At 63.4% G+C, this 26105-nt stretch carries 21 protein-coding genes; 13 read left to right on the plus strand and 8 right to left on the minus strand.

Translation table 11 applies throughout. The annotated features are described in order from the left end of the window. Position 1 precedes the first annotated feature (1 nt). Positions 2–508: a type VI secretion system contractile sheath small subunit gene (gene tssB / locus JFU58_RS11925; RefSeq protein WP_010168268.1), complete on the minus strand. Its 507-nt coding sequence runs from the start codon at positions 506–508 to the stop codon at positions 2–4. A gap of 54 nt (positions 509–562) precedes the next feature. Next, the gene (gene tssA, locus JFU58_RS11930) at positions 563–1582 is read right to left on the minus strand and encodes a type VI secretion system protein TssA (protein WP_063033829.1); all 1020 of its coding nucleotides are present in this window, start codon (positions 1580–1582) and stop codon (positions 563–565) included. Between the two features lie 404 nt (positions 1583–1986). Between tssA and tagH the strand changes: the two genes are divergently transcribed. The 13 genes from tagH to JFU58_RS11995 all read left to right on the plus strand — a co-directional run bounded on the left by tagH (position 1987) and on the right by JFU58_RS11995 (position 19525). Beyond that, positions 1987–3321 carry a type VI secretion system-associated FHA domain protein TagH gene (tagH, locus tag JFU58_RS11935; protein WP_201140751.1) on the plus strand — a complete coding sequence of 445 codons (1335 nt, stop codon included), beginning with the start codon at positions 1987–1989 and terminating at the stop codon, positions 3319–3321. A 52-nt stretch (positions 3322–3373) separates the two neighbouring features. Further along, the gene (gene tssJ, locus JFU58_RS11940; protein WP_063033831.1) at positions 3374–3880 is read left to right on the plus strand and encodes a type VI secretion system lipoprotein TssJ; all 507 of its coding nucleotides are present in this window, start codon (positions 3374–3376) and stop codon (positions 3878–3880) included. 14 nt (positions 3881–3894) lie between these two features. Then, positions 3895–5229 carry a type VI secretion system baseplate subunit TssK gene (tssK, locus tag JFU58_RS11945; RefSeq protein WP_063033832.1) on the plus strand — a complete coding sequence of 445 codons (1335 nt, stop codon included), beginning with the start codon at positions 3895–3897 and terminating at the stop codon, positions 5227–5229. Positions 5230–5235: 6 nt separating this feature from the next. Beyond that, positions 5236–6525: a DotU family type VI secretion system protein gene (locus JFU58_RS11950; RefSeq protein ID WP_201140753.1), complete on the plus strand. Its 1290-nt coding sequence runs from the start codon at positions 5236–5238 to the stop codon at positions 6523–6525. Continuing rightward, on the plus strand, positions 6522–10022 hold the full coding sequence (gene tssM, locus JFU58_RS11955; protein WP_008439458.1) for a type VI secretion system membrane subunit TssM: 3501 nt from the start codon (positions 6522–6524) through the stop codon (positions 10020–10022). The genes JFU58_RS11950 and tssM overlap by 4 nt, the downstream gene beginning before the upstream one ends. Beyond that, positions 10019–10672, plus strand: coding sequence for a type VI secretion system-associated protein TagF (tagF, locus tag JFU58_RS11960; RefSeq protein ID WP_063033835.1), 654 nt, complete (start codon positions 10019–10021; stop codon positions 10670–10672). The genes tssM and tagF overlap by 4 nt, the downstream gene beginning before the upstream one ends. Continuing rightward, the gene (locus tag JFU58_RS11965) at positions 10673–11392 is read left to right on the plus strand and encodes a PP2C family protein-serine/threonine phosphatase (protein ID WP_017476724.1); all 720 of its coding nucleotides are present in this window, start codon (positions 10673–10675) and stop codon (positions 11390–11392) included. Continuing rightward, the gene (locus JFU58_RS11970) at positions 11389–14418 is read left to right on the plus strand and encodes a serine/threonine-protein kinase (protein WP_201140755.1); all 3030 of its coding nucleotides are present in this window, start codon (positions 11389–11391) and stop codon (positions 14416–14418) included. Before JFU58_RS11965 ends, JFU58_RS11970 begins: the two co-directional genes overlap by 4 nt. After that, the gene (locus JFU58_RS11975; RefSeq protein ID WP_201140756.1) at positions 14418–15122 is read left to right on the plus strand and encodes an ABC transporter ATP-binding protein; all 705 of its coding nucleotides are present in this window, start codon (positions 14418–14420) and stop codon (positions 15120–15122) included. Before JFU58_RS11970 ends, JFU58_RS11975 begins: the two co-directional genes overlap by 1 nt. After that, positions 15122–16306: an ABC transporter permease gene (locus JFU58_RS11980; RefSeq protein ID WP_201140757.1), complete on the plus strand. Its 1185-nt coding sequence runs from the start codon at positions 15122–15124 to the stop codon at positions 16304–16306. The genes JFU58_RS11975 and JFU58_RS11980 overlap by 1 nt, the downstream gene beginning before the upstream one ends. Continuing rightward, positions 16299–18011, plus strand: coding sequence for a formylglycine-generating enzyme family protein (locus JFU58_RS11985; RefSeq protein WP_003213313.1), 1713 nt, complete (start codon positions 16299–16301; stop codon positions 18009–18011). The genes JFU58_RS11980 and JFU58_RS11985 overlap by 8 nt, the downstream gene beginning before the upstream one ends. An 84-nt stretch (positions 18012–18095) precedes the next feature. Next, on the plus strand, positions 18096–19019 hold the full coding sequence (tagQ, locus tag JFU58_RS11990) for a type VI secretion system-associated lipoprotein TagQ (protein WP_093203668.1): 924 nt from the start codon (positions 18096–18098) through the stop codon (positions 19017–19019). 125 nt (positions 19020–19144) lie between these two features. Beyond that, positions 19145–19525 carry a hypothetical protein gene (locus tag JFU58_RS11995; RefSeq protein ID WP_010168229.1) on the plus strand — a complete coding sequence of 127 codons (381 nt, stop codon included), beginning with the start codon at positions 19145–19147 and terminating at the stop codon, positions 19523–19525. A 118-nt stretch (positions 19526–19643) separates the two neighbouring features. Here JFU58_RS11995 and JFU58_RS12000 read toward each other — a convergent pair whose 3' ends face one another. The 6 genes from JFU58_RS12000 to JFU58_RS12025 all read right to left on the minus strand — a co-directional run bounded on the left by JFU58_RS12000 (position 19644) and on the right by JFU58_RS12025 (position 25949). Next, positions 19644–21044, minus strand: a complete 1401-nt coding sequence (locus JFU58_RS12000; protein ID WP_177025222.1) for an aminoacyl-tRNA deacylase and HDOD domain-containing protein — start codon at positions 21042–21044, stop codon at positions 19644–19646. Positions 21045–21122: 78 nt separating this feature from the next. Continuing rightward, positions 21123–23198: an ATP-dependent DNA helicase RecG gene (recG, locus tag JFU58_RS12005; RefSeq protein WP_201140758.1), complete on the minus strand. Its 2076-nt coding sequence runs from the start codon at positions 23196–23198 to the stop codon at positions 21123–21125. Between the two features lie 8 nt (positions 23199–23206). After that, positions 23207–24127 (minus strand): hydrogen peroxide-inducible genes activator, encoded by a 921-nt coding sequence (locus JFU58_RS12010; RefSeq protein ID WP_017476716.1) that lies wholly within the window; start codon positions 24125–24127, stop codon positions 23207–23209. A gap of 113 nt (positions 24128–24240) precedes the next feature. Then, positions 24241–24771, minus strand: a complete 531-nt coding sequence (locus tag JFU58_RS12015; RefSeq protein ID WP_177069937.1) for an iron transporter — start codon at positions 24769–24771, stop codon at positions 24241–24243. Between the two features lie 20 nt (positions 24772–24791). Then, complete coding sequence (locus JFU58_RS12020) at positions 24792–25610, minus strand: FTR1 family iron permease (RefSeq protein ID WP_063033842.1); 819 nt, start codon at positions 25608–25610, stop codon at positions 24792–24794. A 3-nt stretch (positions 25611–25613) separates the two neighbouring features. Beyond that, positions 25614–25949: a cupredoxin domain-containing protein gene (locus JFU58_RS12025; RefSeq protein WP_017476713.1), complete on the minus strand. Its 336-nt coding sequence runs from the start codon at positions 25947–25949 to the stop codon at positions 25614–25616. Between the last annotated feature and the right edge of the window lie 156 nt (positions 25950–26105).

Consider the following 26105-nt stretch of genomic DNA (forward strand, 5'->3'; position numbering starts at 1 on the left):
ATTACTGGTCCCCTGCCGGCTTCGGCGCGCTCGCAAGGGCCTGCAGCAATGCCGGGTCCTTGATCGCTTTCATGATGATTTCTTCAGCGCCGGTCTTGCCGTCCATGTAGGTCAGCAGGTTGGCCAGCTGCGTGCGGGCTTCGAGCAGCTTGTTCAGCGAGTCGACCTTGCGTGCCACGGCAGCGGGGCTGAAGTCGTCCATGCTTTCGAAGGTGATGTCCAGGCTCAGGTTGCCTTCGCCGGTCAGCTCGTTGGGTACGTGGAACGCGACGCGTGGCTGCATGGCCTTGAGGCGCGAGTCGAAGTTGTCGACGTCCACTTCAAGGAACTTGCGGTCGGCCACAGGCGCCAGAGGCTCCGCGGGCTTGCCGGCGAGATCGGCCATCACGCCCATGACGAAGGGCAGCTGGACCTTTTTCTCGGCGCCGTAGAGCTCGACGTCGTACTCGATCTGCACCCGAGGCGCACGGTTGCGCGCGATGAATTTCTGAGAACTTTGCTTCGCCACGTTGCTGCTCCTGGTCGCTTGAGCGACGGTGTTGTAACTGCGCGATCCGTACGCTTATTCGCTGTCCGGCCCGCGCAGATTTTCAAATTGGGACATGCCGTCGGGAATCAGGTTGCGCACGATGGCCGCAAAGTCGGCGTGCACCAGATTCTTCGCTCGGTTCAACAGCACCGGCAGCGGGCTCGAAGGCTCGTGGCGGGTGTAGTACGCAAGGATTTTGTCGAGGCTGCGCAGCACTTCATCGCGGCTCGCGATGTCCCCGGTCGGGCGTGCGGCAACGGGCGCGGCGGCGTATTCAACCGAGGGGGCATTGTCGTCACTGACAACCTCGGGCTCGCTGGCGGCGCCGCTGTGTGGGGCGTATTGGTTGAGTATCTGCACGGCCTGCTTGAGCAGTTGCCTCAAGGGGCCGAGGTCCACGCCCTGGGCGGAACCGACCTGGTCGCTGACGTATTGTTCGATGGCTTCACAGGCGGCGCGGGCGGCGTTCAGCGCGTCGTGGGTGGCCTGCAGTTGCTCGGCATCACTGTCGAGGAACGCGCCGTTGAGCTGTTCGGCGCCGAGGCTTTCGCCGGGGAAACTCTGCAGCCCGCTGGCATTCAGCGCAGCGCGCAGGCTGACGGGGCCGAAGGTACGCGAACGGGTCAGAATGGCTTCGCGCAGCAGGCGGATGTTTGCATCGCTGGTCACGCCGCTGAGGGCGTTGATGCGCACGGTGGGGTCGTTGTCGTCATCGGCATCCAGGCGCGGATGCAGGTCGGCCCAGTATTCGCGCAGCAGCGCGTTGATCAACGTGAGCGCGTCGGCAAGCCCTGCGATGCCTTGGAGGGCGAGGGCGCTTTGCAACAGGAAATGGGTGATGCGCAGGTCTTTGCTGCGTTGCAGGAGGTCGAGGCTTTGCTGCTGGATGCTGCGCCATTCCGGAGGTTCGGCAGGCAGGATCGAGTCGCCCATGCTGCGCTCGGGTTGACCCTGTGCGGCACGCTCAAGATGCAAATAATCGGCGTCATATTCCAAGTCTTCGCCACAAGGCGAAGTCGCGGAAACGGCGGCGAGCAACAGAGGCACATCCACTAAATTCGATCTCCCTATCAGCCCGTTAGATAACGGGCAACTCATGCATTAGTTGCGCGAGGAACTTTGCATGTTTTCTTGGTCATATTTAGCGCTTTGACATCGTGCTGATTTCAAAGTGCCATCATTGGTGTTCAAGAAGTTGTGCATTTTTGGTGTAGTACTTATGCCTTGTCAAGGTAAGCTATTCGCCCTCTATGACAGATGTGCGGTGCTTAACATCCTGCGCGACTGATCAGTCGAAGCAGGTGCCGAGGCAGGATTTTTGTCATACAGGCCGGTTAAGATCAGCAATTACGCGGGTTGAAGCAGGCTTTCAAGGTTTTGGAAGGATCTGTCGTGGATCCCTCGGGAGCAGTTCTCCCAGGGAACGGCCGCGCGTGAAGTATCAGCAAGGAGGCATGATGTCGCTGTGTTTGACTATCACTAGTTATCACAAGATTACCCCTGGCCAGTGCCCTGAAAAGTCCATGAATCAGGGAGCGATGGCTATTGGCCGTGGTCCCGAAAATGACTGGATACTGCCTGATCCCGAGCGCCTGGTTTCCACGCAGCATTGCGTTATTCAATACAAAGATGGTCGTTATTATTTAACCGATAACAGCACTAACGGTGTTGAGTTAGTCAACGCCGGCATCCGTTTGCGCCGTGGAAACAGTGAGCCATTGCAAGACGGTGAACTGATCCGCATCGGTGATTACGAAATCCAGGCGCGTATCGATTTCAACCTGAAAGTGACAGACACCCCGTCTTTCACTGGTGATGCCTCCAACAGTTTCGAAGCCCTGATGGGCGCCGCCGTGAAGGCCCCGACGCCACAACCGGTGATCGCGCCGCAGTTCCAGGGCGCCTCGTCGATGGACACCCTGCCGGACCTGTTCGACTTCCTCGCGCCCACCAGCGTACCGCCGGCCACCGTGCACGACCACGTACCGGCCGAGCAGCACGACTTTCGTCCGCCGACACCGCTGCCCGTGGCTGAACCGCCTGCGCCGGTGGTCTCGGGCTCAATCATTCCCGACGACTGGGATTTGTTTGGCGATGCCCCGGCACCCAAGCCTGTTGCGCCGCCGCCGCCGCCACCACCTCCTCCAACACCGATTATCGAGCCTCCCAAGGTTGAGCAGCCGCTCCCGGTGGCCGACGCCAACCAACCCGATTTGCTGCAAGCCTTCCTGCGGGGTGCCGGCCTCGATCAGTTGCGCCTGAACAAGGCCCAGGCCGAAGCCCAAATGGAAAGCATCGGCCGCAGCTACCGGTTGATGGTCGAAGGTTTGATCGACGTACTGCGTGCCCGCAGCAGCCTCAAGGGCGAGTTCCGCATGCAACAGACGGTGATTCAACCGGTGGAAAACAATCCGTTGAAATTCGCCCCCAACGCCGATGAAGCGTTACTGCTGCTCCTTCGTCACAGCAACCAGGCGTTTATGGCGCCGGACGTGGCGGTTCGCGACAGTTTCGACGATCTGCGCGCTCACCAACTGGCCGTCATGGCCGGGGTCGAAGCCGCCATCAAGCACCTGCTGACGCGCTTTGAGCCGGCGCAGCTCGAAGAGCGCATGGGCAAGCCCGGCGGGCTCTCGAGCATTTTCAACGGTTCGCGCCAGGCCCAGTACTGGCAGCAGTTCACCGAGCTCTACAGCAATATTTCCCGCGAGGCCCAGGAAGATTTCCAGGACCTGTTCGGGCGTGAGTTCAGCCGTGCCTACGAAGAGCACAGCAGCCGACAGCGTCACTAACAACGCAGTACATGGAACAACGGATAGCTAAGTACGTCATTGAGGACGCAGGATGATTCCCAGGTTTTTACTCGCAGCCGCCACCGCGCTTCTGCTGACGGCGTGTGCCAAGGATGCAGCCAAACCCGAGGCCCCCGAGGCTGAGGCAGACACCGCCGCCGTCGAACTGCATTTCCACGCCATCGCCGGGCTCAACCCCGGCGCCAATGGCCAGGCAGCCCCGGTACGGGTGCGGATTTTCGAACTGAAAAACGCCGCCACCTTCAGCCGTTCCGACTACTTCGCCTTGGCCGATCGCGCCCAGTCGACCCTCGGCCTCGACCTGCTCGACCAGGACGAAGTGGTGATCCAGCCCGGCCAGCAACTGAGCATCCAGCGCGACCTCGACCCGTCCACCCGCCAGATCGGCCTGCTGGTGGGCTATCGCGAACTGGACCGCGCCGTGTGGCGCACCGTGCTTAACGTGCCGGCGCGCCAATACACCGAATACCAGATCAGCCTCGATGTGCATGCCGTGCGTGCCGACGTCGTGGTTCCCCCATCCAGCCCTGCCCAATAAGAATCGGAGCCCCCATGTCCTGGAACAATCGCGTGGTCTGGTCGGAAGGCATGTTCATCGGAACGCAGCACTTCCAGCAGCATGACCGTTACCTGGAAAACCTGATCGATGCGCGCAGCCGCCCGTTGTCGGCAGGGGCCTGGGGCTTCTCCGAACTGTTGATTGACCAGGGTCTGCTGGCCCAGGGCAAGCTGGCGATCGTCTCGGCGCGCGGTTTGTTGCCCGACGGCACGCCGTTCAATATTCCGCAGGACGACCTGGCGCCGAGCCCCTTGAACATCGACGACCACCTGCGTGATGGCCTGGTCTACCTGGCGCTGCCCCTCAAGCGTGCCGGCGCCCGCGACACCGTCGACGAAGGCGAAGCCCTGGAAGCGGCGCGCTACGTCAGCCAGGTGCGCGAAGTGCGCGACGACAACGCCCCCTTTGAAAACCGTGCGCCGGTGGCGGTCGGTTCTCGTGCCCTGCGGCTGTTGACCGCCCAGGATGGCATCAGCGATTACGCGGCCATCGGCCTGGTGCGCATCAAGGAAAAACGCGCCGACCGCGCCCTGGTGCTGGACGACAGCTACATTCCGCCGGTCCTCGACGTGACGGCCAGCAAACCGCTGACCGCGTTTCGCAGCGAACTGCTGGGCCTGCTGCACCAGCGCGGCGAAGCGTTGGCCGGGCGCGTGGTGGCTTCGGGCGCCGGTGGTGCTTCGGAAATTGCCGACTTCATGCTGCTGCAACTGGTCAACCGCGCCCAGCCGCTGATCCAGCACCTGAGCCAGTTGAGCCCGCTGCACCCGGAGCGTTTCTTCAGTGAACTGGTGAGCCTGGCCGGCGAGTTCTCGACCTTCTCCACCACTGGCCGCCGCCCCCAGGAATACCCGCAATACCAGCACGACGACCTGGCCCTGAGCTTCACCCCGGTGATGCAGGCGCTGCGTGAAGCACTGTCGATGCTGATCGACAGCAAGGCCACGCCGATCCCGATTGTCGAGAAAGCCTACGGCGTGCACGTGGCGATGCTGGCCGACAAAACCTTGATCGACAGCGCCAGTTTCATCTTGGTGGTGCGTGCCGATGTGCCGGGCGAAACTCTGCGCGCGCGTTTCGGCCAGCAAAGCAAAGTCGGCTCGGTGGAACACATCCGCGACCTGGTCAACCTGCAACTGCCGGGCATCGGCCTGCTGCCGCTGCCGGTGGCGCCACGGCAGATTCCGTACCACGCAGGCAGCACCTATTACGAGTTGGACCGGGGCAGCGAGCACTGGCAGCAACTGAGTAATTCCGGCGGTTTTGCGTTCCACATCGCCGGCCAGTTCCCGGGGTTGAACCTGGCTTTCTGGGCCATCCGAGGATAATCCGCGATGCATCCCAATGATGATGACCGCACCCAGTTCATGCCGCGCCCGGGTGGCCGCGCACCGGAGCCTGTTCGTGCAGAGCCGGCGCCGCTGTCGATGCCCGCTGCGCCGATCCTGACCGGCAAGGCCCAGGGCCTGAACCCGCTGGAAAGCGCCGCCGGCCCGTTGCTGTCGCTGCTGACGCGCTTGCGCAACACGATTTCGCACCCGGCGCCGTCGAGCCTGCGCGCACAATTGCTGGCCTACCTGCGCCAGTTTGAAGAGCGTGCCGAGGCTGCCGGCGTGGCCCGCAATGACGTGCTGCTGGCGCGTTACGCGCTGTGCACCGCCCTCGATGAAGCTGTGCTGAGTACGCCGTGGGGCAGTGCCAGTGACTGGGGCAAGCAGAGCTTGCTGATCACCGTGCACAACGAAGCCTGGGGCGGCGAAAAGGTCTTCCAATTGCTGGATCACTGCCTGCAAAGCCCGCGGGAACGCCTGTACCTGCTGGAACTGCTGTACCTGTGCCTGTGCCTGGGTTTCGAAGGTCGCTACCGCGTGATGAACGACGGCCGTAGCCAGCTGGAAGCCTTGCGCGAGCGTACCGCGGCGGCGATTCGCAGTGCCCGTGGCGAACATGAGCGCGAGCTGTCGCCCCATTGGCGCGGCGTAACCGTGGCCCGTGATCGCCTGGCGCAGTTCATGCCGCCGTGGATCGCCGTGGCCATCGGCGTGGCATTGTTGCTGGCGTTGCTGTTCGGATTGCGGATGAAACTGGCGTCGGATGCCGAGCCGGTGTTCAAGAATATTCATGCCCTGGGCGAGATCCCGGTGCAGGCCATCGACCGTCCGGTCGCACAGCCGAAAATCATCGAGCGGCCACGCCTGGCGGGCTTCCTGGTGGATGACATCAAGGCCGGTCGCGTGGCGGTGGAAGATGCTGTCGACCGCTCCGTGGTGACCATCCGTGGCGATGAACTGTTCGCCTCGGCCAGCTCCAGCATCGTCGATGACTTCCAGCCACTGATGCTGCGCATTGCCGACGCCATCCGCAAGGTCAAGGGCCAGGTGCGGGTCACCGGCCACAGCGATAACCGCCCGATTGCGACCCTGCGGTTCCCGTCCAACTGGGCGCTGTCCGAGGCGCGGGCCAAGTCGGTGCTGGAGATTCTCGCGGCCAAGACCGGCCAGGCGGAACGCTTCAGTGCCGAGGGCCGTAGCGACACCGAGCCGGTGGCGACCAACGCCACTGCTGAAGGCCGTGCGCGCAATCGCCGGGTAGAAATCACCGTATTGGCGGAGGGGGTCGAGTGAAGGCGTTTTTCAGTTTTGTGATTCGCTGGGTGATCCCGTTGCTGGGCCTGATCGCCTTGAGCCTGATCATCTGGTTCGTGGGGCCGCTGCTCGATGTGCTGGTGCCGGAAGGACGCCGCTGGGCGCTGATCATCCTGGTGTTCGCGGTGTGGATTGCCTACCGCGTGTTCCGGATTATCCAGGCCCGCCGCCAGGCCGCCGAAGTGATGCGCAGCCTCGCCGCAGAAACCCCGCCAGACCCGGCCAGCGTTGCCACCGCCGAAGAGCTGGCGACCCTGCGCCAGCGCATGGACGAAGCCCTGGCCCTGTTGAAAAAGGCCAAGCTGGGCGGTGACGAGCGCCGCAACCTGTATGAGCTGCCGTGGTACGTGATCATCGGCCCGCCGGGTTCGGGCAAGACCACCGCGCTGGTCAATTCCGGGCTGCACTTTCCCTTGGCCGCGCAGTTGGGTGCCGGTGCTGTGCGGGGCGTGGGCGGTACGCGCAATTGCGATTGGTGGTTTACCGACCAGGCCGTATTGCTCGACACCGCCGGCCGCTACACCACCCAGGACAGCAACTCCACGGTGGATAAAGCCGCCTGGCTGGGCTTTCTCGACCTGTTGAAAAAGCAGCGTTCCCGGCGCCCGATTGACGGCGCATTTATCGCCATCAGCCTCTCGGACCTGCTGCTGGGCAGCGACGCCGAGCGCGCCGCCCATGCCGCCGCGATCCGCCTGCGCATCCAGGAGCTGTACACCCAGCTGGGCGTGCGGTTCCCGATCTACCTGATGCTCACCAAGCTCGACCTGGTACCGGGCTTCATGGAGTTCTTCGACAACCTGAGCAAGGAAGAGCGCGCCCAGGTGTGGGGCATGACCTTCGCCCTGGACGACGGCAAGAACAGCGACAGCCCGCTGGCCCATCTGCAAAGCGAGTTCGCCGGCCTGGAACAGCGCCTCAACGAGCGGCTGGTGGAGCGCCTGCAACAGGAACGCGACCCGGCGCGGCGCGACCTGATCTACGGTTTCCCGCAGCAGTTCGGCGCGTTGAAGGATTGCCTGCAAGGCTTCCTCGAAGGCGTGTTCAAACCCAACGCCTTTGAAGAGCGGGTCTTGCTGCGCGGTGTGTACTTCACCAGCGGCACCCAGGAGGGCAGCCCGATTGACCGCTTGATCGGCGCCATGGCCCAGAGCATGAACCTGGACCGCCAGCACCTGGCGCGTCAGACCGGCACCGGGCGTAGCTACTTCATCGAAAAACTGTTCACCGCCGTGGCGTTTGCCGAGCGTGGCCTGGTGGGCGTCAACCCGAAGGTCGAGCGCCGTCGCAAGTGGATTGCCCGTGGTGTGCTGGCCGCAACCGTGGCGTTGGTGCTGGTGGTCAGTACCCTGTGGTGGGTGAGTTATCGCGCCAACCAGGCCTACATCGCCCAGGTTGACCAGAAGGTCGCACCGCTGGGCCAGACCGTGCAGAACCTGAGCCCGGCGCAACGCGAAGTGCTCGCGGTATTGCCGTTGCTCAACGCCGTGAAGAACCTGGCGGGCGACTCGCCGAGCTGGTCCGAAGGCTTGGGCCTGTATCAGGGCGACATGCTTGAAGCCGAATCCGCCAGCGTCTACCGCAAGCTGTTGATTGCCGTGTTCGCGCCCCGTTTGGTGACGCGCATCGAAGAGCAACTGCACGGCGGTGGCAACTCCGACTTCCTCTACGAAGGCTTGAAGGCCTACCTGATGCTCGCTGACAGTGAGCATTACGACCCGGACTTCATCAAGGCCTGGATCGCCCTGGACTGGGACCGCAACCTGCCGCGCGACCTGCCGGCGGACCAACGCCAGGCTCTGATCGGGCACTTGCAGGCCTTGTTCGAGCGGCATCCGCCCAGCGCCCGGCTGGACCCGCGCTTGATTGACGATCTGCGCCGGCAACTGCAGCAACTGCCGGTGGCCCAGCGCGTCTACGACCGCATCAAGCGCCAGAAACTGCCGGAAGGCGTGCCGGACTTTCGCATCAACGAAGCGGCGGGCCGTGATGCCGCGCTGGTGTTCAGTCGCAAAAGTGGCAAGCCGTTGGGTGAGCCGTTGAGCGGCTTCTTCACCGCCAAGGGTTATCGCCAGGGCTTCCTGCTGACCAGCCTGAACCAGACCGGCACCCTCGCTGAAGAGCAATGGGTGCTGGGCCGCGAGCCGGCCGATCAACAGAACGTGGTCAGCCTCGCGGCGGACGTGCGTCGCCTGTACTTCCAGGACTATCAACGCCAGTGGGACGCCTTGCTGGCGGACATCGACTTTGTGCCGATCACCAGCGTGGCCCAGGCGGCCGACGTTTTGCGGGTGATTTCCGGGCCGACCTCGCCGCTGAAGAAGCTGCTGGTGGCAGTCTCCAAGGAGACCGACCTGCAGGCGGAAGAACGCTTGCTGGCCGCCAAGGGCGCGCCGGTGGAAGGTGGCGTGGACAAGCTCAAGGAACGCCTCGGCAGCCTGCTTGGCCAGGACCAGCCAACTGCGAATGCACCAGCGGCCAGTGAAGATCCGGTGACGGCGCACTTCGCCGAACTCAACAGCATCGTCAGCAAGAACGAAGGCGAACCGGCGGCCATTGATGGCCTGCTGGCGGACATGAATGCGTTGTATGTGCAGGTCAGCGCCATGGTCGGCGCCAGCGGCGATGCGTTGCTCGGCGAAGCGAAAAACCAGGCGGCGGCCGCGGCCACGCGGGTCAGCCTGAATGCCGAACGCCAGCCGCCGCTGGTGCAGGGCATGGTCAAGTCGGTGGTCAACTCCACCACCAACAGCATGATGGGCGGGGTGCGTAACCAGTTGAATGCGGCGTGGGTCAGTGAAGTGGTGAACGTGTATCGCCAGTCCCTGGCCGGGCGTTATCCGATGTCGCCTGGCAGTGCGCGGGACGCGACCCTGGATGACTTCGGGCAGTTCTTTGGGGTGGGCGGGGTGATGGACAACTACTTCCGCAAGTACCTGCAACCTTACGTCGACACCTCCACGCAAACCTGGCGCTGGCAGCCGGGCGCGGCGCAGAAACTCGGTATCGCGCCGGGTGTGCTGCAAACCTTCCAGCGCGCGGCGACCATTCGTGATGCGTTTTTCCGTGCCGGTGGCACCCAGCCGATCGTGCGCTTTGAGCTCAAGCCGGTGGCGATGGACGCGACCATCACCCAGTTCCTGTTGGACCTGGACGGCCAGCAGCTGAGCTACGACCACGGCCCGAGCCGCCCGGTTGCGATGCAGTGGCCGAATCCGGGCAGCATTGGCGTGGTGCGCATTTCCATCATGCCGCCGTCGGCCAGTGGGCGCTCCGGTGTGACACTGGATGGCCCGTGGGCGTGGTTTCGGTTGCTGGAACAATCAGACCTGACCGCCGGTAATTCGCCGGACCGTTTCAACCTACGCCTGCGGGTCGACGGCGCGAGCATCTCCTACGAGTTGCGGGCCAACAGCGCCTTCAACCCGTTCAAGAGCCGCGTGCTTAACGGCTTCAGCCTGCCGGAGCGGTTATGACCACGCTGGGCTTCTACGGCAAGTTGGCGTGCCGCGGCGACTTTGTCAGCCGTGCGCTGCCCCAGAGTTTTATCGGTCCTTGGGACAGCTGGCTGGCGTCCGGATTGCTCGCCAGCCAGACCCGCCTGGGGGCTGACTGGTTGAACGCTTACCTGGTCAGCCCGCTGTGGCGCTTTGTGTTGGCACCGGGTGTGTGCGGGCCGGACGCGGCGGTGGGCGTGGTGATGCCGAGCATCGACCGGGTGGGGCGCTATTTCCCGCTGACGGTGGCTGCGCTGTTGGATCATGACACCGACCCGGCCTCCATCATCGGCGGGCCGGATGCCTGGTTTGAGCAAGTGGAAGAGCTGCTGTTGAGCACCCTGGATGCCGGGGCCACTTTCGAAGGTTTCAGCGACGGGATTGAGTCCCTCGGTGCTCCGGCCTGCCGCCCACGCACCTTGGGTAGCCGATTTGCCGGCCTGCAACGCGTCGCTGCCACAGACCCGCAAGCGCGAATGACTGCGCTTGCCGAACAGGCCTGCGAAGGTGCAAGCCTGTGGTGGGGCCGTGGTTCGCAACAGATTTCCCCCGGTTTATTGCGGTGTCAGGGCCTGCCTGCCGCCGACGATTTTGCGCAATTTTTGCTTGGCCAAGAAGGTGTTGTGTAGATGCGGTCCACGTTCAAATCCGCCAGCAAAAGCCACGTCGGCATGGTTCGCCAAGTCAATGAAGACGCCTGCCTCGACCTGCCGGAAAACGGCCTGTGGGTGGTGGCCGACGGCATGGGCGGGCACGCAGCAGGGGATTACGTCAGCAGCCTGATTGTCGACAGCCTGCGCAGCATTCCTGTGGGCCGTTCCCTTGAGGAATACACGGCGGCATTGCGCAGCGACCTGCTGCGAGTCAACGGCGCGGTGCGCGAAGAAACCGCCAACCGTGGCGTGACCATGATGGGCAGCACCGTGGTGTTGCTTGCCACTCGCGGCTTGCGTGGCGTGTGCTTGTGGGCCGGCGACAGCCGCCTGTATCGCCTGCGGGACGGCGTGCTGGAAGGCATTTCCCGCGACCACAGCTACGTGCAGGACTTGCAGGACAGCGGCCTGCTCAGCGAAGCCGATGCCCGGGTGCATCCTCGGGCGAATATCGTCACCCGCGCGATTGGCGTGGAAGCACAGTTGGCGTTGTCGTCGGTCGACCTGTTGATCGCCCCCGGCGACAGTTATCTGCTGTGCAGCGACGGCCTGAACAAGACCGTCGAAGACCACGAGATCCGCGAAGTGCTGAGCCATGCCGAGCCGGATGAAATCGTCCGCAGCCTGGTGCACCTGGGGCTCAATCGCGGCGCGCCGGACAACATCACCGCCATTGTCGTGAAGGTGTCGACATGAACATCAGCATTCCCGGCTACGACATCGAAGGCGAAATCGGCGTTGGTGCCATGGCCAGCGTGTACCTGGCGACCCAGCGTTCCCTGGAGCGCAAGGTGGCGCTGAAGATCATGGCGGCAGCGCTGGCGGCCGACCCGAGCTTCTGCGAACGCTTCCTGCGCGAAGGCAAGACCCTGGCGCGGCTGTCCCATCCGCATACCGTGACCATCCATGACATCGGTAATGTCGGTGAGCTGTATTACATGGCCATGGAATACCTGCCCAACGGCACGCTCAAGGAGCGCATCGCCGCCGGCCTGACGCCGGAGCAGGGGCTGACGTATATCCGCCAGATCGCGTCGGCGCTGGGCTACGCCCACGCTCAGGGTCTGGTGCATCGCGATGTGAAGCCGGCGAACATTCTGTTCCGCGCGGATGGCACGGCGGTGTTGTCGGACTTTGGTATCGCCAAGTCCCTGGATGACCGCACGCAGTTCACCCAGGCCGGATTTGCCGTCGGCACGCCGAGCTACATGAGCCCGGAGCAGGCCCGGGGCCAGGAGATTGATGGGCGCGCCGACCTGTATGCGTTGGGCGTGGTGCTCTACGAAATCCTCGTGGGCAAGCTGCCTTATAACGGCACCGATGCGCTTTCCACTGCGCTGGCGCACCTGACTGAACCGCTGCCGGAGTTGCCGGTGCATCACGGGCGCTACCAGGAGGTGCTGCGCAAGCTGCTGGCCAAAGACCCGGCGGAACGCTTCCCGGATGCGGCGGCGTTGTTGCGGGCGTTGGATGAGTTGCCGAAGGAAGAGCAGGTCGAGGCGACGTTGATTCGGCCTCTGCCGATTCCGGTGGCGGTCTCGAATGACCTGGCCGGACTCACGCCGGTCTCCATCGAAATCCCGACCGACAAACCGCAGCCGCAACCGGTGCGTCAACCGGTGGTGACGCCGACGCAACACTCCGCCGTGTCCGAACAAAACCGTGGGCCGGTGCTGGCGTTGGCAGCGGTTGCCGTGGCGGTGGCGCTGGCGATTGGGGGCGCGAGTTACTGGTGGTTGAAAGATGATGCGCCCGCCGCGCCGCCGGTTGTCGAGGCGGCCAAGACCTCCACGCCGACTGCCACGCCGACTGCCACGCCGCCTGCCGCGCAACCTGTGGCGGCGCAGGCCGATGGTGGCCAGCGCCCGTTACTGATGGCTGGCAAGAAAACCCTGTTCCAGCGGGTACTGAGCAAGCCCGGCGCAAAACTGTCGAGTGACGCGGGCGGCGCGGCAGGCGAAGGTTTGCCGGCGTTTTCCGTGCTTTACGTCTACCAGCGCAAGGATGTCGACGGCAGCCCATGGCTGCGGGTTGGCGCCGCCACCGACGGGCGCAGCGACGGCTGGTTGCCGGCGGCGCAAGTCAGCGACTGGAAGCAGAGCCTTGTGCTCAAGTTCACCGAGCGTTCGGGCCGGGCGCCGGTGATGTTCCTGCGCCAATCTGCGGAAGTGGAAAAGCTGCTGGCCGATCCTGCCGCAGCGAAAAACCTGCTGCTCAAGGTGCAGAAAAACAGCGAGGACAACCAGCAAGTGCTGGCCTTGGAACCGGCCGCCAGTGCTGTGCCGCAGAACCAGTTTTACCTGCTGCCGATCTTCGACTCCAAAGAGAGCTTCGACGAAAACGGCCAGCCGGTGCAGTTGCTCAACGTTGCCTCCATCGACCCGGGCAACACGCCTAATGTCATCGCCAAGGCTGTCGGCCGAACGCCAGTGACCGATGCCAGCGCCGACGCCTTCCGCACCGCCGTGGTGCTGGTGGTCGACACCACGGTGTCGATGCAGCCCTACATCGACCAGGTTCGCGACGTGGTCCACGAGCTGCAAACCCGCATCGCCGAGCGTGGCGAGCTGGACAGTGTGAGCTTTGGGCTGGTGGGTTTTCGCAACAGCATCAAGAAAACCCCGGGCCTGGAATACGTGGCCAAGACCCTGATCACCCTCGACCAGGGCCGCGACCCGCAACGCTTCCTCGACATGGCCCGGCAGGTGAAGGCGTCCACTGTATCCAGCCACTCGTTCAACGAAGATGCGTTCGCCGGTGTGATGCAGGCGGTGGAGGGCATGGACTGGTCCGGCTACGGCGGGCGCCTGATCCTGCTGGTGACTGACGCCGGTGCGTTGCGCAAGAACGACCCGTTCGCCACCACCCAGATGAACGAAGCCGAAGTACGCCAGGCTGCATTGGGCAAGCAAATCAAGATCTACGCCCTGCACCTGCGCACCGACGCCGGCAAGAAAACCCACAGCGGCGCCGAAACCCAATACCGCACCCTCACCGCCGACGCCAACCCGCAGATCGGCGACCTGTACACGCCGGTGCCCGGTGGCGATGTGCGCAAGTTCGGCGAGCGGGTCGACGAGATCGGTACGGTGTTCGCCAACCTGGTGCATCAGGTGCGCAGCAACACGCCGCAGCCGGTGCCGCTGCTCAGTGCCGCGCCTACATTGGCGGACAAGTCTGCAGCCGTTGGCTATGCGATGCACATGGATTTCCTCGGGCGCAAAACCGCGAGCCAGGCGCCGCAACTGGTGAGCGCCTGGACTGCCGACCGCGACCTGACCAACACCGCGCTGCCGGCCTTCCAGGTGTGCGTGATGCTGACCAAATTGCAGCTCAACGATTTGCAGCAATCCTTGAAACTGATCGTCGACGCTGCGCGCAAAACCCAGACCTCACCGAAGGATTTCTTCCAGGAAATCGCCAGCGCCTCGGCCTATATGAGCCGCGATCCACAGGCCTTGAAAAAAGGCGGCAACCTGGCGGACGGCGGCATCCTTGGCGAATACCTGGAAGGCCTGCCTTATCGCAGCAAGTCGCTGAACATGACCCAGGACTTGTGGCTGTCGTTGAGCGTGGCCGAGCAGGAAGACTTTATCGACGAGCTGGATTCGAAGATCCGCCTCTACGAAACCTTCCACAATGACGTGGCGAATTGGGTCCGTTTCGGCGATGCCGAGCCGGGTGATGCGTTGTACCGCGTGCCGCTGTCGACGCTGCCGTAATGCTGAACTTGAGCGCAGTGCACAAGAGCCGGGGCGTTGGTGCCCAGCGCTATAGCCTGGTGATTCCGGGCCTGCAACTGCGTGCGGGTGAACAGTTGGCGGTGGTTGGGCCGAGCGGCTGTGGCAAGAGCACGTTGCTGGATTTGCTCGCGCTGGTATTGGCACCGGATCAGGTCGGGCAGTTCGAGCTCAACCGTGTCGACATCGCCGGACTCTGGCGCGGCAACCAGCAAAGCGCGCTGGCGGACCTGCGCAGTCGGCACCTGGGTTATGTGCTGCAAACCGGTGGCCTGCTGGGTTTTCTCGATGTGCGCGGCAACATTGCGTTGTCGCGGCAACTCCTGGGGTTGAAGGACGATGGCAGCGTGGCGCGGCTGGCCGAGCAGTTGGAGATCACGGATCAGTTGGATAAGAAGCCGGCGGCGTTGTCCGTCGGCCAGCGTCAGCGAGTCAGCTGCGCGAGGGCACTGGCCCACGGTCCGCAGCTGTTGCTGGCGGATGAACCCACCGCTGCGCTCGACCCGTTGAACGCCGAACGGGTGATGCAGGCACTGTTGGCCCAGGCCCGGAATAACGGCGCGTGCTGCGTGATCGCCACCCATGACGAACCCCTGGCCCGGGCCAGTGGCCTGCAGGTACGGCGCATCAGTTGCCGTCGCGACACCGACGGCGGCGTCACCGCGACCCTCGGGGAGGCCTGCTGATGCGTATCGCCCTGGTGGCTTCCCTGGCCTGGCAGGATTACCGCAACGACGCGTGGCTGTCGGTGTGTTCGGTGCTCGCGCTGGTGGCGGTGATCGCCCCGCTGCTGGTGTTATTTGGCCTGAAATATGGACTGGTTAGCAGTTTGACCGAACGTTTGGAAAACGACCCGGCCACCCGGGAAATTATTCCGTTGGGCGGTGGTCGATTCAGCAGTGAATTTGTCGAGCAACTGCGCCAGCGCAATGACGTGGCGTTTGCCTTGCCGCGCACCCGGCAGATTGCAGCGACGGCGCAGTTGGGCGCCGTGACGGTGGAGATGCTGCCGACCGCCGACAACGATCCATTGCTGGCCGGCATGCCGATGCCCAAGGGCCTGGATCAGATCGTGCTGAGCCAGACCGCCGCCGAGAAGCTCGGGGCGAAGGCCGGTGATTGGCTGGAGGCCAGTTTTGGTCGCCAAGTGGCGGGGCGGGTCGAGTCGCAGCGCACTCGGGTTCAAGTGCTGCACGTATTGCCGCTGGAAGCCTTCGCCCGGGATGGACTGTTTGCGCCCTTGGGCTTGCTGGAAGCGGCGGAAGATTATCGCGATGGCCGCGCGGTGCCGGCGTTTGGCTGGGACGGCGATGCGGTGGGTGTGAGCGAGCAGCGGGTATACCCGGCGTTCCGCTTGTATGCGCGGCGCCTGATGGATGTGGAACCGCTGCGGGTGTATTTCGCCGGACAGAATCTGCTGGTGTCGACCCAGGCCCAGACCATCGCCCAGGTGCAGTCGTTGAGCCGCAACCTGTCGATCGTGTTCTGGATCATCGCCGGGCTGGCGTTGGCGGGTGCGTTTGCCGCGATCTTTGCCGGTGCGCTGGCATCGGTTGCACGCAAGCGCCGGGAGTTGTCGGTGTTGCGGCTGTTGGGATTTTCCACCGCTGGGCTGTTGCTGTTCGTGGTGTTGCAGGCGCTCTACAGCGCGGGGTTTGCCGCTGTATTGAGTGGCGTGTTGTATGGCTTGGCGCAGTCAGGTCTGAATCAATTATTCGTGCAGGTGCCAGGCGAGTACGCCAGTCATCTGCTGGCGCGTCATTACGGCCTGGCCTTGGCAGCTGTCCTTGGCGTCAGCGCCGTGGCGGCGGCCTGTGGCGGTTGGCGTGTGGCGCGTATCCAGGCTTCTGAAGGAATCAGAGATGTATAAGTTACTGGGCGCCGCCATGGCGCTGACCCTGTCCTGCGTGGCCTGGGCCGATGAGGCCAGCGACAAGCTGGACAACCCCAAGCCGTTGCCGGACGACGTCAGCCTGCCGCTGCCCTGCGAAGGCAACATGGTGTTCCGCTACGCCTACGTGCTGGCCCAGGGCACCTTGGATGACCGCGAGATCAGCCTCGGCTACCCGTTCAGCGAGGGCGAGGCGGGCTACCAGCAGTCGTTTATTTCCGGTTATCGCCGGGACTTCATCAACGGCCAGTTCACCCTCAAGGACCTCCCCAAGGACTGGAACAAAGTCATCGCGCCGTTGATGCCCAAGACCGACGCCAAGACCCCGCTCAAGCCGATGCTGTACTTCATCGGCAAGTACGAAGTCACCGCGCGGCAATACGCGCAGGTCATGTCCCAGGCGCAATCCCTAGCCAGCGGCGAACCCGCCCCGGCCTGTGACGTTCCCACCGGCATGGCGGCGCGCCTGCCCAAGGTCAAGCTGTCGCGTTTTGAGGCGGAACGCTTCTCGGCGGTGTACAGCGCCTGGTTGATGAAATACCACCGCGAGCTGTTGCCGGTGAGTGGTCGCGGGGCTTCGGCGGATGACGGCGGTCTGGGTTTTGTGCGCCTGCCTACCGAAGTGGAGTGGGAGTTTGCCGCTCGCGGTGGCCAGGCGGTCAGCCGTCAGGACCTGGAAGGCCGGCTGTTCCCACGGCGCACCGAGGGCAGCGAAAGCGACGGCCCCCTCGCCGATTATGCGGTGTTCAACCAAGTCGCCGGTGGCACCGGCCAAGCGGCGCGGTTGATGCCCATCGGCACCAAACTGCCCAACCCGATCGGCATGTTCGATGTGATCGGCAACGCGGCGGAAATGGTCCAGGAATCCTTTCAACTGGTGCACGCCGGACGTCGTCAGGGCACCTATGGCGGGTTCGTGGTCAAGGGCGGCAACTACCTGGAAGGCGAGGGCACGCTGTTCACCGGCATGCGCCGCGAGTACCCGTTGTTCGCCGCTGACGGCACCGAACAAAGCAACGAGACCACCGGCTTTCGCGTGGCGATTGGCGCCTTGTCGGCGCCGCGTTCGCGCTACAAGGAGCTGTTCGCCCAGTGGCAGAAAGAAGGCCGCCTGGCCTCGCTGACCGACGCCATCGACGACGCCCAGGACCCGACCAAGCGCCTGGACAGCATCATCGCCGCCAGCGTCGACCCGCGCCTGCAAGCCGAACTCGGGCTGGTCAACGAAGAGCTCAAGCGCAACGTTTCGCTGATCGCCCAGCAGCGCGAAGAAGCGGCCGGGAACCTGATTCAGTCTGCGGCCCTGGTGGCCGAGACCATCAACAACTACAACATCCGCCTGATCAATTTGCAGAAGAGCCGCCAGCAGGCCATCGACGCCAAGGACGAAGCCAGCGCGCAGCTGTTCGCCACGGCGATCACCAATGGGCGCAGTGCGCTGGACGGCGCGGTGGCGATCTACATCGACAACCTGGCCACCGGCACGCGCTACACCGATGCGGTGATCCAGGCGCAGTTTCAACGGATCAAGGAAGAGTTGGATCGCAAGCCGGTACTGGGCAAGAGCCTGGTGACGCGTGCGACGTTATTCGTTCGCCATGTGGGCAACTACCGCAAGCAACAGCGGGCCGACCCGGCGACGATTTTGAAGGAATTGCTCGCAGCGAGCGGTCAGCGGTCTTGACCGCTGGTTGTATGGCGAGCTTGGAAGGGACTCAGGCGGCGGTGGGCCGTGCTGGGCAAGTCAAACTTAAAAGAGAACACAACGATGATTTTTTCCCGTAAGGCAGTTTCCAAGCGTCATCTGCTGTTGATTGCCGCTGGCTTCAGCACCGTGCTGACCGGTTGCGCAACGTCGCCGACCAACAAGGTCGCCTCGACCACCAAGGTCGAGTACTACCCGAACTGCTACGAGCCGGTGCAGCACCTGCGCGCTACTGATTCGGACCTGACCAAGTCAGTGGTTACCGGTGCCGCTCTGGGTGCAGCCGGTGGTGCCTTGCTGGGCGCCCTGACCGGTGACTCCGACAAGCGCGGCCGCAATGCTGCCATCGGTGCAGCGGGCGGCGCCCTGGCCGGTGGTGCTGCGGGTTACTACACCGAGCGCCAGAAGCAGATCACCGATGACAACCAGCGCATCGCGTCCTACGCCACTGACGTCAACAAGCGCGCTTCCGACATCGACCGTAGCACCGCGTACGCCAAGGCGTCCCAGCAGTGCTACCAAAGCGCATTCACCAAGCTGGTGGCTGACCGCAAGGCCAAGACCGTCAACGACGTCGAAGGTCGCAAGCGTCTGGCAGAAATCGTCTCGGGCCTGAAAGAGTCCAACGACCTGATTGTCGCGGTCAACGGCAAGGCCAGCGAAGACCTGAACAACTACACCCAGGCGTACGAGCAGGATCTGCAACAAGTGGGCGTACAACGTGCTGACGTAGTCACTGTTGCGACTGCCGATACCGCGCCGGTGGTGACGCCGACCAAAGGCAAGAAGCCGGTAAAAGTCGCGAAAAAGCCGGTACTGCCAACCGTGCCGAAAGAAGCCGTAGCCACCGAGAAAACCATCCAGACCGCCCAGACCAAGCAAGCTGAAAGCAAGCAGGTTGCCAGCGCTGGTAAAGCGCAGATCGAAGGCACTTGCCGTGATCCAAACCTGGCGGACTGGGCACCGGTTCCTTGCCCTAACGTCTAAGCCAAGTTGTTGCTATAAGCGGTAAACGCCAACCGATCTCCTGCTAAAACGGGAGATCGGTAGCGTTATTTGCACAAATCGTTAAACTGCTGCGGCCACCCAATAATTACACTGAGGCCGTGTGCATGAAATTTCGTTTTCTTCTCTGGATGCTTGGCCTGTTGATGGGCAAAGCCAGCCGCACCAACCCTGCGTTCCAGCAGCAGTTGGGTGACAAGGACCTGGCGTTCCAGCTGCAGACCCTCGACGGCAAGGTTGCCCGTCACTTCATCGTCAAAGACCAGCGCATTACCAGCCGTTCGGGTGTTCATCCCGCGCCTGCGTTCGCCATCGCCTTTAAAGACGCCGCCTACGGCTTCGCCACGATGCAGGCGAAGAACAAGCAACTGGCGTTCATGACGGGGATTCAGGACAAGTCGATCCAGATCAAGGGCAACCCGGCGCTGGTGATCTGGTTCCAGGGGTTGACCAAGTATTTGAAGCCGAAGAAAAAGCCGAAGGCTTAAGACCGAGGTGAATTCATCGCAGGCAAGCCAGCTCCCACATGTACCGCGTTTCTATAGGTAGAACTCGGTCAGTGTGGGAGCTGGCTTGCCTGCGATAGCGGTATCACAGGCGCCCGATTTATCCCTGACTGAACTGCGACGCCAACTCGCGCAACAACGTTTCCGCGTCCAGCACCTTGCTCACCACATCCTCTGCCTTGTCCCGGGCCAGCCCCAGGCGCTCAAGCAGTTCGTCCGGGATGGCTTCATCCGGTCCGGAGCCGATGCCACGGCTGCGCAACAAGCGCACGGCCAGGCACACCAGGTTCGGGTATTCCGCATATTGGCCGTCGTAGGTCGGATCGTGCTGGAAGCGCAGGGCCGTGGACAGTTCGTCCGGCATGTCCCAATAACGCATCAACCACGCACCAATCTGCTCGCGGCTGATGCCCAGCAGGTGCTGTTCGATGTAGCTGTGGCACAGGTGCGGATTGACCTCCAGGTGCCGGCAGATCAGCGAGAAATGCGGCGGGAAGACGTGGGCCAGCAACAGGTAGCCGAAGTTGTGCAGCAGGCCGGCCAGGTAGGTCAGGCCGGCTTCCGGGCGCTGGGCGCGGGGCATGGCGCGGGTCAGGCCTTCGATGACGGCGGCGGTGTAGATCGACTGGTGCCAGTACGGCGTGGCCTGTTGCGGGTGGTCCTTGGGCAGGCTCAAGGTCTTGCCCAGGGCCAGGCCCAGCGCGAGGTTGATCACCAGGTCAAAGCCCAGCACGCGAACGATGGCGTCTTCCACCGAGCGGATCTTGCCCGGCGAGGCGTAGTAGGGCGACGCAGCCCAGCTCACCACTTGGGCGGCCAGGGCTGGGTCGGTTTCGACGACGCCGGTGATGTCGTCGATGGTGGCGTTGGGGTCGACCCGCAGCTTGATGATCTTTTGCGCGGTATCGGCCAGCGGTGGAATCTCGATGGTCGCTTCCAGGCGCTGCTGGATACGGCGGGCGGTGAACGCCTGCATCGCCTGGGTGATTTCCTCGCGGTCGTCGTTGGGGCGATCGAGGTTTGGCCGGATGTTGCTCAGCGGTTCGCCGAAATGCGCGGCGCTGGCCTTGGTCAGCATGCTCTTGAAGGCCTCGCTGGAAATCTCCAGCAGCAGCCCGGCTTCGCCCGAGTGCACCAGCACGGTCGGCTCGCGCAACAGGCTTTCTTCGTACAGGCATGGGGAGCTGGTCAGCGGCGGCAGGCCGGGCAGCAGGCTCAGGCTGTGCTTGCCGAGCATGCGCTCGAGGCGCTCCGGCGATACGGCCGTGAGGCGGCGGCCGGTGAGTTCGGCCAGGCGGTTGAGGTCCAGCAGTTGGTTCTGCGGAAACAGCACCATGAGTGCACCCACGGCATCATCGAGCAGCACGGCCTGAACCTTCTGTGCCGGGTTCAGGCCAGGGCGTTCGGCAACTTCCGTGTAGCTGATAGCGAGCTTTGCAAGCAGCGTCCGAATCACCGAGGGTGCGGTCGGTGGGGCTGTGGCGAGGGCAACTTCTGACATGGCCTGAATCCAATTTCCTACAGTCATTGGAGTATAACCAGCTTGATACAAGTGAGGGTCGTCTAAGTGAGTCAGCCGTCACACTTGGCCGTATTGCTGCCCATGCCTGAGCCAGCGATCCAGCAGCGGGCTGACATGTTCAGGCCAGCGCTCGATCAACGCCTGGGCGGCATCGCGCACGGCGGGCAACAGGTCGGCATCGCGCATCAGGTCGGCGACCTTGAATTGCAGCAGGCCGGTCTGGCGGGTACCGAGCATTTCGCCGGGGCCGCGCAGTTCGAGGTCTTTTTCGGCGATCACGAAACCGTCGTTGGTCTCACGCATGATGCCCAGGCGCTGGCGGCCAATCTGCGACAGCGGCGGGTGGTACAGCAGCACACAATGGCTGGCAGCGCTGCCCCGGCCGACGCGGCCACGTAATTGGTGCAGTTGCGCCAGGCCCAGGCGCTCGGGGTTCTCGATGATCATCAGGCTGGCGTCGGGGACGTCCACGCCGACTTCGATCACCGTGGTCGCCACCAGCAATTGCAGGTTGCCGGCCTTGAACTCGGCCATCACCGCGGCCTTTTCCACCGGCTTCATGCGGCCGTGGATCAGCCCGACCTTGAGTTCGCCCAGGGCACTGGTGAGGTCTTCATAGGTGGTTTCGGCGGCCTGGCAAGTCAGCTCTTCCGACTCTTCGATCAGCGTGCACACCCAATACGCCTGGCGCCCTTCGGCACAGGCACCGCGCACCCGTTCGATCACTTCGACCCGGCGGGTATCGGTGACCAGCACCGTGTTGACTGGCGTTCGGCCCGGCGGCAGTTCGTCGAGGATTGACGTGTCGAGGTCGGCGTACGCGCTCATGGCCAGGGTGCGCGGGATCGGTGTGGCGGTCATGATCAACTGGTGCGGGCTCATGCGGCCGCCCACGCCTTTCTGGCGCAGGGCCAGGCGCTGCTGCACGCCGAAGCGGTGCTGTTCGTCGATGATCACCAGCGCGAGGTTCTTGAACTTCACTTCGTCCTGGAACAGCGCGTGGGTGCCCACCACCATCGGGGCGCCGGCGGCGATCTGTTCCAGGGCCGATACGCGGTTCTTGCCCTTGAGCTTGCCGGCCAGCCACGCGACTTCCAGGCCAAGTGGTTCGAGCCAGCGCTTGAAGGTGATGAAGTGCTGTTCGGCAAGAATCTCGGTAGGCGCCATCAGTGCAACCTGATAACCAGCTTCTAGGGCCTGCAACGCGGCGAGTGCGGCGACCACGGTTTTACCCGCGCCTACGTCGCCCTGGATCAGCCGCAGCATGGGTTCTTTCTGGCTCAGGTCGTAGGCGATTTCGTTGCCGACCCGTTGCTGGGCGCCCGTCGGTGCAAACCCCAGGTTGGCCAGATATTGAGCCGGAAGACGTGTGGCCTTGGGCATCGCCGGCGCGCGCAGGGAACGCATGCTCTCGCGCAGGCGTTGCTGGGACAGTTGGTGGGTCAGCAGTTCTTCGAACGCCAGGCGATGCTGGGCCCAGTGATGACCGAGGGCCAGCTCGTCGACATCGGCGTCGGCAGGTGGGTGATGCAGGTAACGGATCGCATCATCCAGCGGTGCGAGTTGATAGTCGCGCGCCAGTTCCTGAGGCAGCCAGTCGGGCAGGCTTTTTGGCCCGAGCATCGTCAGGGTTTGCATGCACAGCTGGCGCAGGCGCTGTTGGGTCAGGCCTTCGGTGAGCGGGTAGATCGGTGTGAGGGTGGTGTCCACTGGCGGCGGTTCGTCGCCGGTAATGGCGCGGTATTCCGGGTGGTAGATTTCCAGCCCCGACGCGCCGGGCCGGGCTTCGCCGTAGCAACGCACGCGGGTGCCACGCTTGAGGCCTTCCTTCTGGGCGTTGCTGAAGTGGTAGAAGCGCAGGCTCAGGCCGCCGGTGCCGTCTTGCAGGCGCACGACCAAGCTGCGGCGCTTGCCCATCACCACGTCGGCGCCGCTGACGGTGCCTTCAACCACGGCATCTTGCCCCGGGCGCAGTTGGCCGATGGGCACCACGCGGGTGCGGTCCTGGTAACGCAGGGGCAGGTGGAACAACACGTCCTGGAGATTTTCCAGGCCGACCTTGGCCAATTTCTCGGCCATGGCTTCCCCGACACCCTTGAGTGCCGTCACCGACACCTGCGACAGCTCAGTCATACCGTTACTTAGCTCGCAGCAGGCGGCTTGGCCACCGAACACAGGCGGATCGAGTCGGCGAGGATTTCAATCGCTTTCGGTCGCGGAAAGCTGGCCCGCCAAGCGATCGCCACGGTACGGAACGGCACCGGCGGCGTCAGTGGGCGCACCGCGATCACGCCGGGGGCGTAGTGATGGCTGTCCACCGCCGACAGCGGCAGGATCGAAATACCCAGGCCGGAAGCAACCATATGGCGAATGGTTTCCAGGGAGCTGGATTCCACGGTGGTGTGCTTGGCGCCGTCATTGCCCTTGGTCAGGGTCGGGCAGGCTTCCAGCACCTGGTCGCGGAAGCAATGGCCTTCGCCCAACAACAGCAGGCTCTTGTCGTTGAGCAGGGCGGCGTCGATGGTTTCTTTTTGCGTCCACGGGTGGGACGCCGGCATCAGCACGTAGAACGGCTCATCGTAGAGCGGCAGGGTCAGCACGTCTGCCTCGTTGAACGGCAGGGCGATGATGATCGCGTCCAGTTCGCCGTTACGCAGTTTGTCGCGCAGCACGTGGGTGAAGTTTTCTTCGATATACAGCGGCATCTGCGGCGCGACGCGGTGCAGTTGCGGAATCAAGTGCGGGAACAGGTACGGGCCGACGGTGTAGATGGCGCCGACTTTCAGCGGGGCGGTTAGCTGGTTTTTACCGGCCTGGGCCAGCTCGCGAATGCTTTGGGCCTGTTCCAGAACCTTCTGGGCCTGGGCAACGATGCCTTCGCCGACGGGCGTTAGGCGCACGGCGCTTTTGCTGCGCTCGAAAATCAGCACACCGAGTTCGTCTTCAAGCTTCTTCACACCCACCGACAGCGTCGGCTGGCTGACGTGGCAACGCTCGGCCGCGTGGCCGAAGTGCTGCTCTTGGGCGAGGGTAACGATGTAGCGTAATTCTGTAAGAGTCATAGCGGGCGTCCATGAGGTTGCGGGCCAAGCATACCGGCTGCAATCGATAGACGCACGTTATCAGACAGCATGGGGTTTACGACACCTGGTAATCAGGTATCGCATTCATGCTTTCAGCTTTGCGGGTATTTGAAGGTGAAGGTTTTGGTGAAGGGCCCCCACCATTCCGGTACGCCGGTTTCCTTGTCCACATGGTGGAAGAAGCCTTTGATTTGCGGGCTTTCATAGCGCAGCACCACGGTGTAGGTGCCGGGGCCGTCCATTTTCACGTTGTTGGCGTAGTGAGCGCCGTCTTTGGCCACCATCGGCAGCAGCGTGCCGATTTCCTTGTAGTCGGGCGAGCCTTGCTTGACCAGCGAGTAGGTGATGGTCAGGTAGGGCACCCACTCACCGTTGGACAGGCCGTACTTGTTGTCGGCGGTGGCGTGCACGTCCGTTTCAAGGTGCACCGAGTCCTTGCTCATCACCATGCCCGGTGGCATCGGGGCCATTTCGATGCCCACCAGATACGAGGAGGCGATTTCCATGTCGTTGACTTGGACGGGCCCGCCAATCGGGTATTCGCGGGCTTGGACCAGGGCGGAAGCGGCCAGGGCACTGACAAGTACCAGTGCGGTGGCCAAGGGGTTGCGCAGGTGTTTCATGGTGGGGCTCCTCGGGGACGTTAACGTGATTGCGTCGGGCGTGAATGCATCAAGCGGTTACCGAGCACCAGGAGCGCGAGGGTGACGGACCAGGCGACCAACTGGACCCCCAGCGGCCGGTCGGTGTAGCCCACCAGCGCGGTCAGTGCCCGGCCGGTAAGGCTGGCGTCGGAGACCAGCCAGGAGGTGTCCCAGAGCTGGTAGCCCCAAGCGGGAATCAGGTCGATACCGGCAAGGATCGCAGCGGCCCGGCCGGCCATGCCGGCGGCGAGCAAGGCGATCATCCAGCCGGTAATCGAGAACAGACGCTTGAGGCTGATGGCGACCAGGCCGCGGTACATCAGCCAGGACAACGCGGCCCCGGCGGCGATGCCGAGCACGCCGCCTGCCAGCATCGAAAGCGGGTCTGCCTGGCTCGACGCGGCGATGCCGTAAAGGAACAGCACGATTTCCGAGCCTTCGCGCAGCACGGCCACGGTGATGACCACGGCCAGGGCCCAGAGTGATTTTTCGCCAGTGAGTACCGCATTGCCGGCGCTGCGCAGTTGGGTTGCCAGCTCGCGACCGTGGCTGGCCATCCACAGGTTGTGCCAGCCCAGCATCACCACGGCGACCACCAGGATGGCCGCGTTAAAAATTTCCTGGCCGAAGCCTTGCAGTGCCTGGGTGATTGCGCCGGTAAACAGCGCCAAGATGCCGGCACCGAGTACGCCGGCTGCAATCCCTCCGCCGATAAACAGGCCACGCCGTGCCAGGCCCTGGGTGGCGGCCATCACGATGCCCACCACAATCCCGGCTTCCAGCACTTCTCGAAATACGATCAACAGACAGGCCAGCATGGCTTACTCCTTGGCCGCGACAGCAGTGACCGTGCCTTTGGCCTGGTCCGGGTGGTAGTCATCGAAGAAGGTGTAGGTGCCGGGATGCAACGGGCCGGCAAACACCGTGACGGTGTTGCCGGGGACGATGATTTTTTCGAATTTCATGTCGTAGCTTTCGAACTCATCGACGCTTTCGTCGTGGCTGGTGAGTTGAATGCGGAAACGCTCACCGGCCGGCACCTCGAACGTCGAGGGGCTGAAGGTGTGGTTTTGAATGACCAGGGTGACCAGCTGATCTGCCTGCGCTGCGACGGGAAAAACCAGTAGGAGGAGAGCCAGTCGGGCAAGGTTGGGCATGCCGAATGTCCGCTAATGAGAACGATTCGCGGATAATTGGCTTTGTCTTTAAATGTTACAAGTGAAGATCGTGTTAGGTGCCAGCTTGTTCAAGCCTGGTTCAGGTTGCGGGATGTGCGGGGGAGTGAGCAGCAACCGTAGGCACCCGAGGGTGCC

It is taken from the genome of Pseudomonas sp. TH34, assembly GCF_016650865.1.
In the GTDB taxonomy this organism is placed as follows: Bacteria; Pseudomonadota; Gammaproteobacteria; order Pseudomonadales; family Pseudomonadaceae; genus Aquipseudomonas; species Aquipseudomonas yamanorum.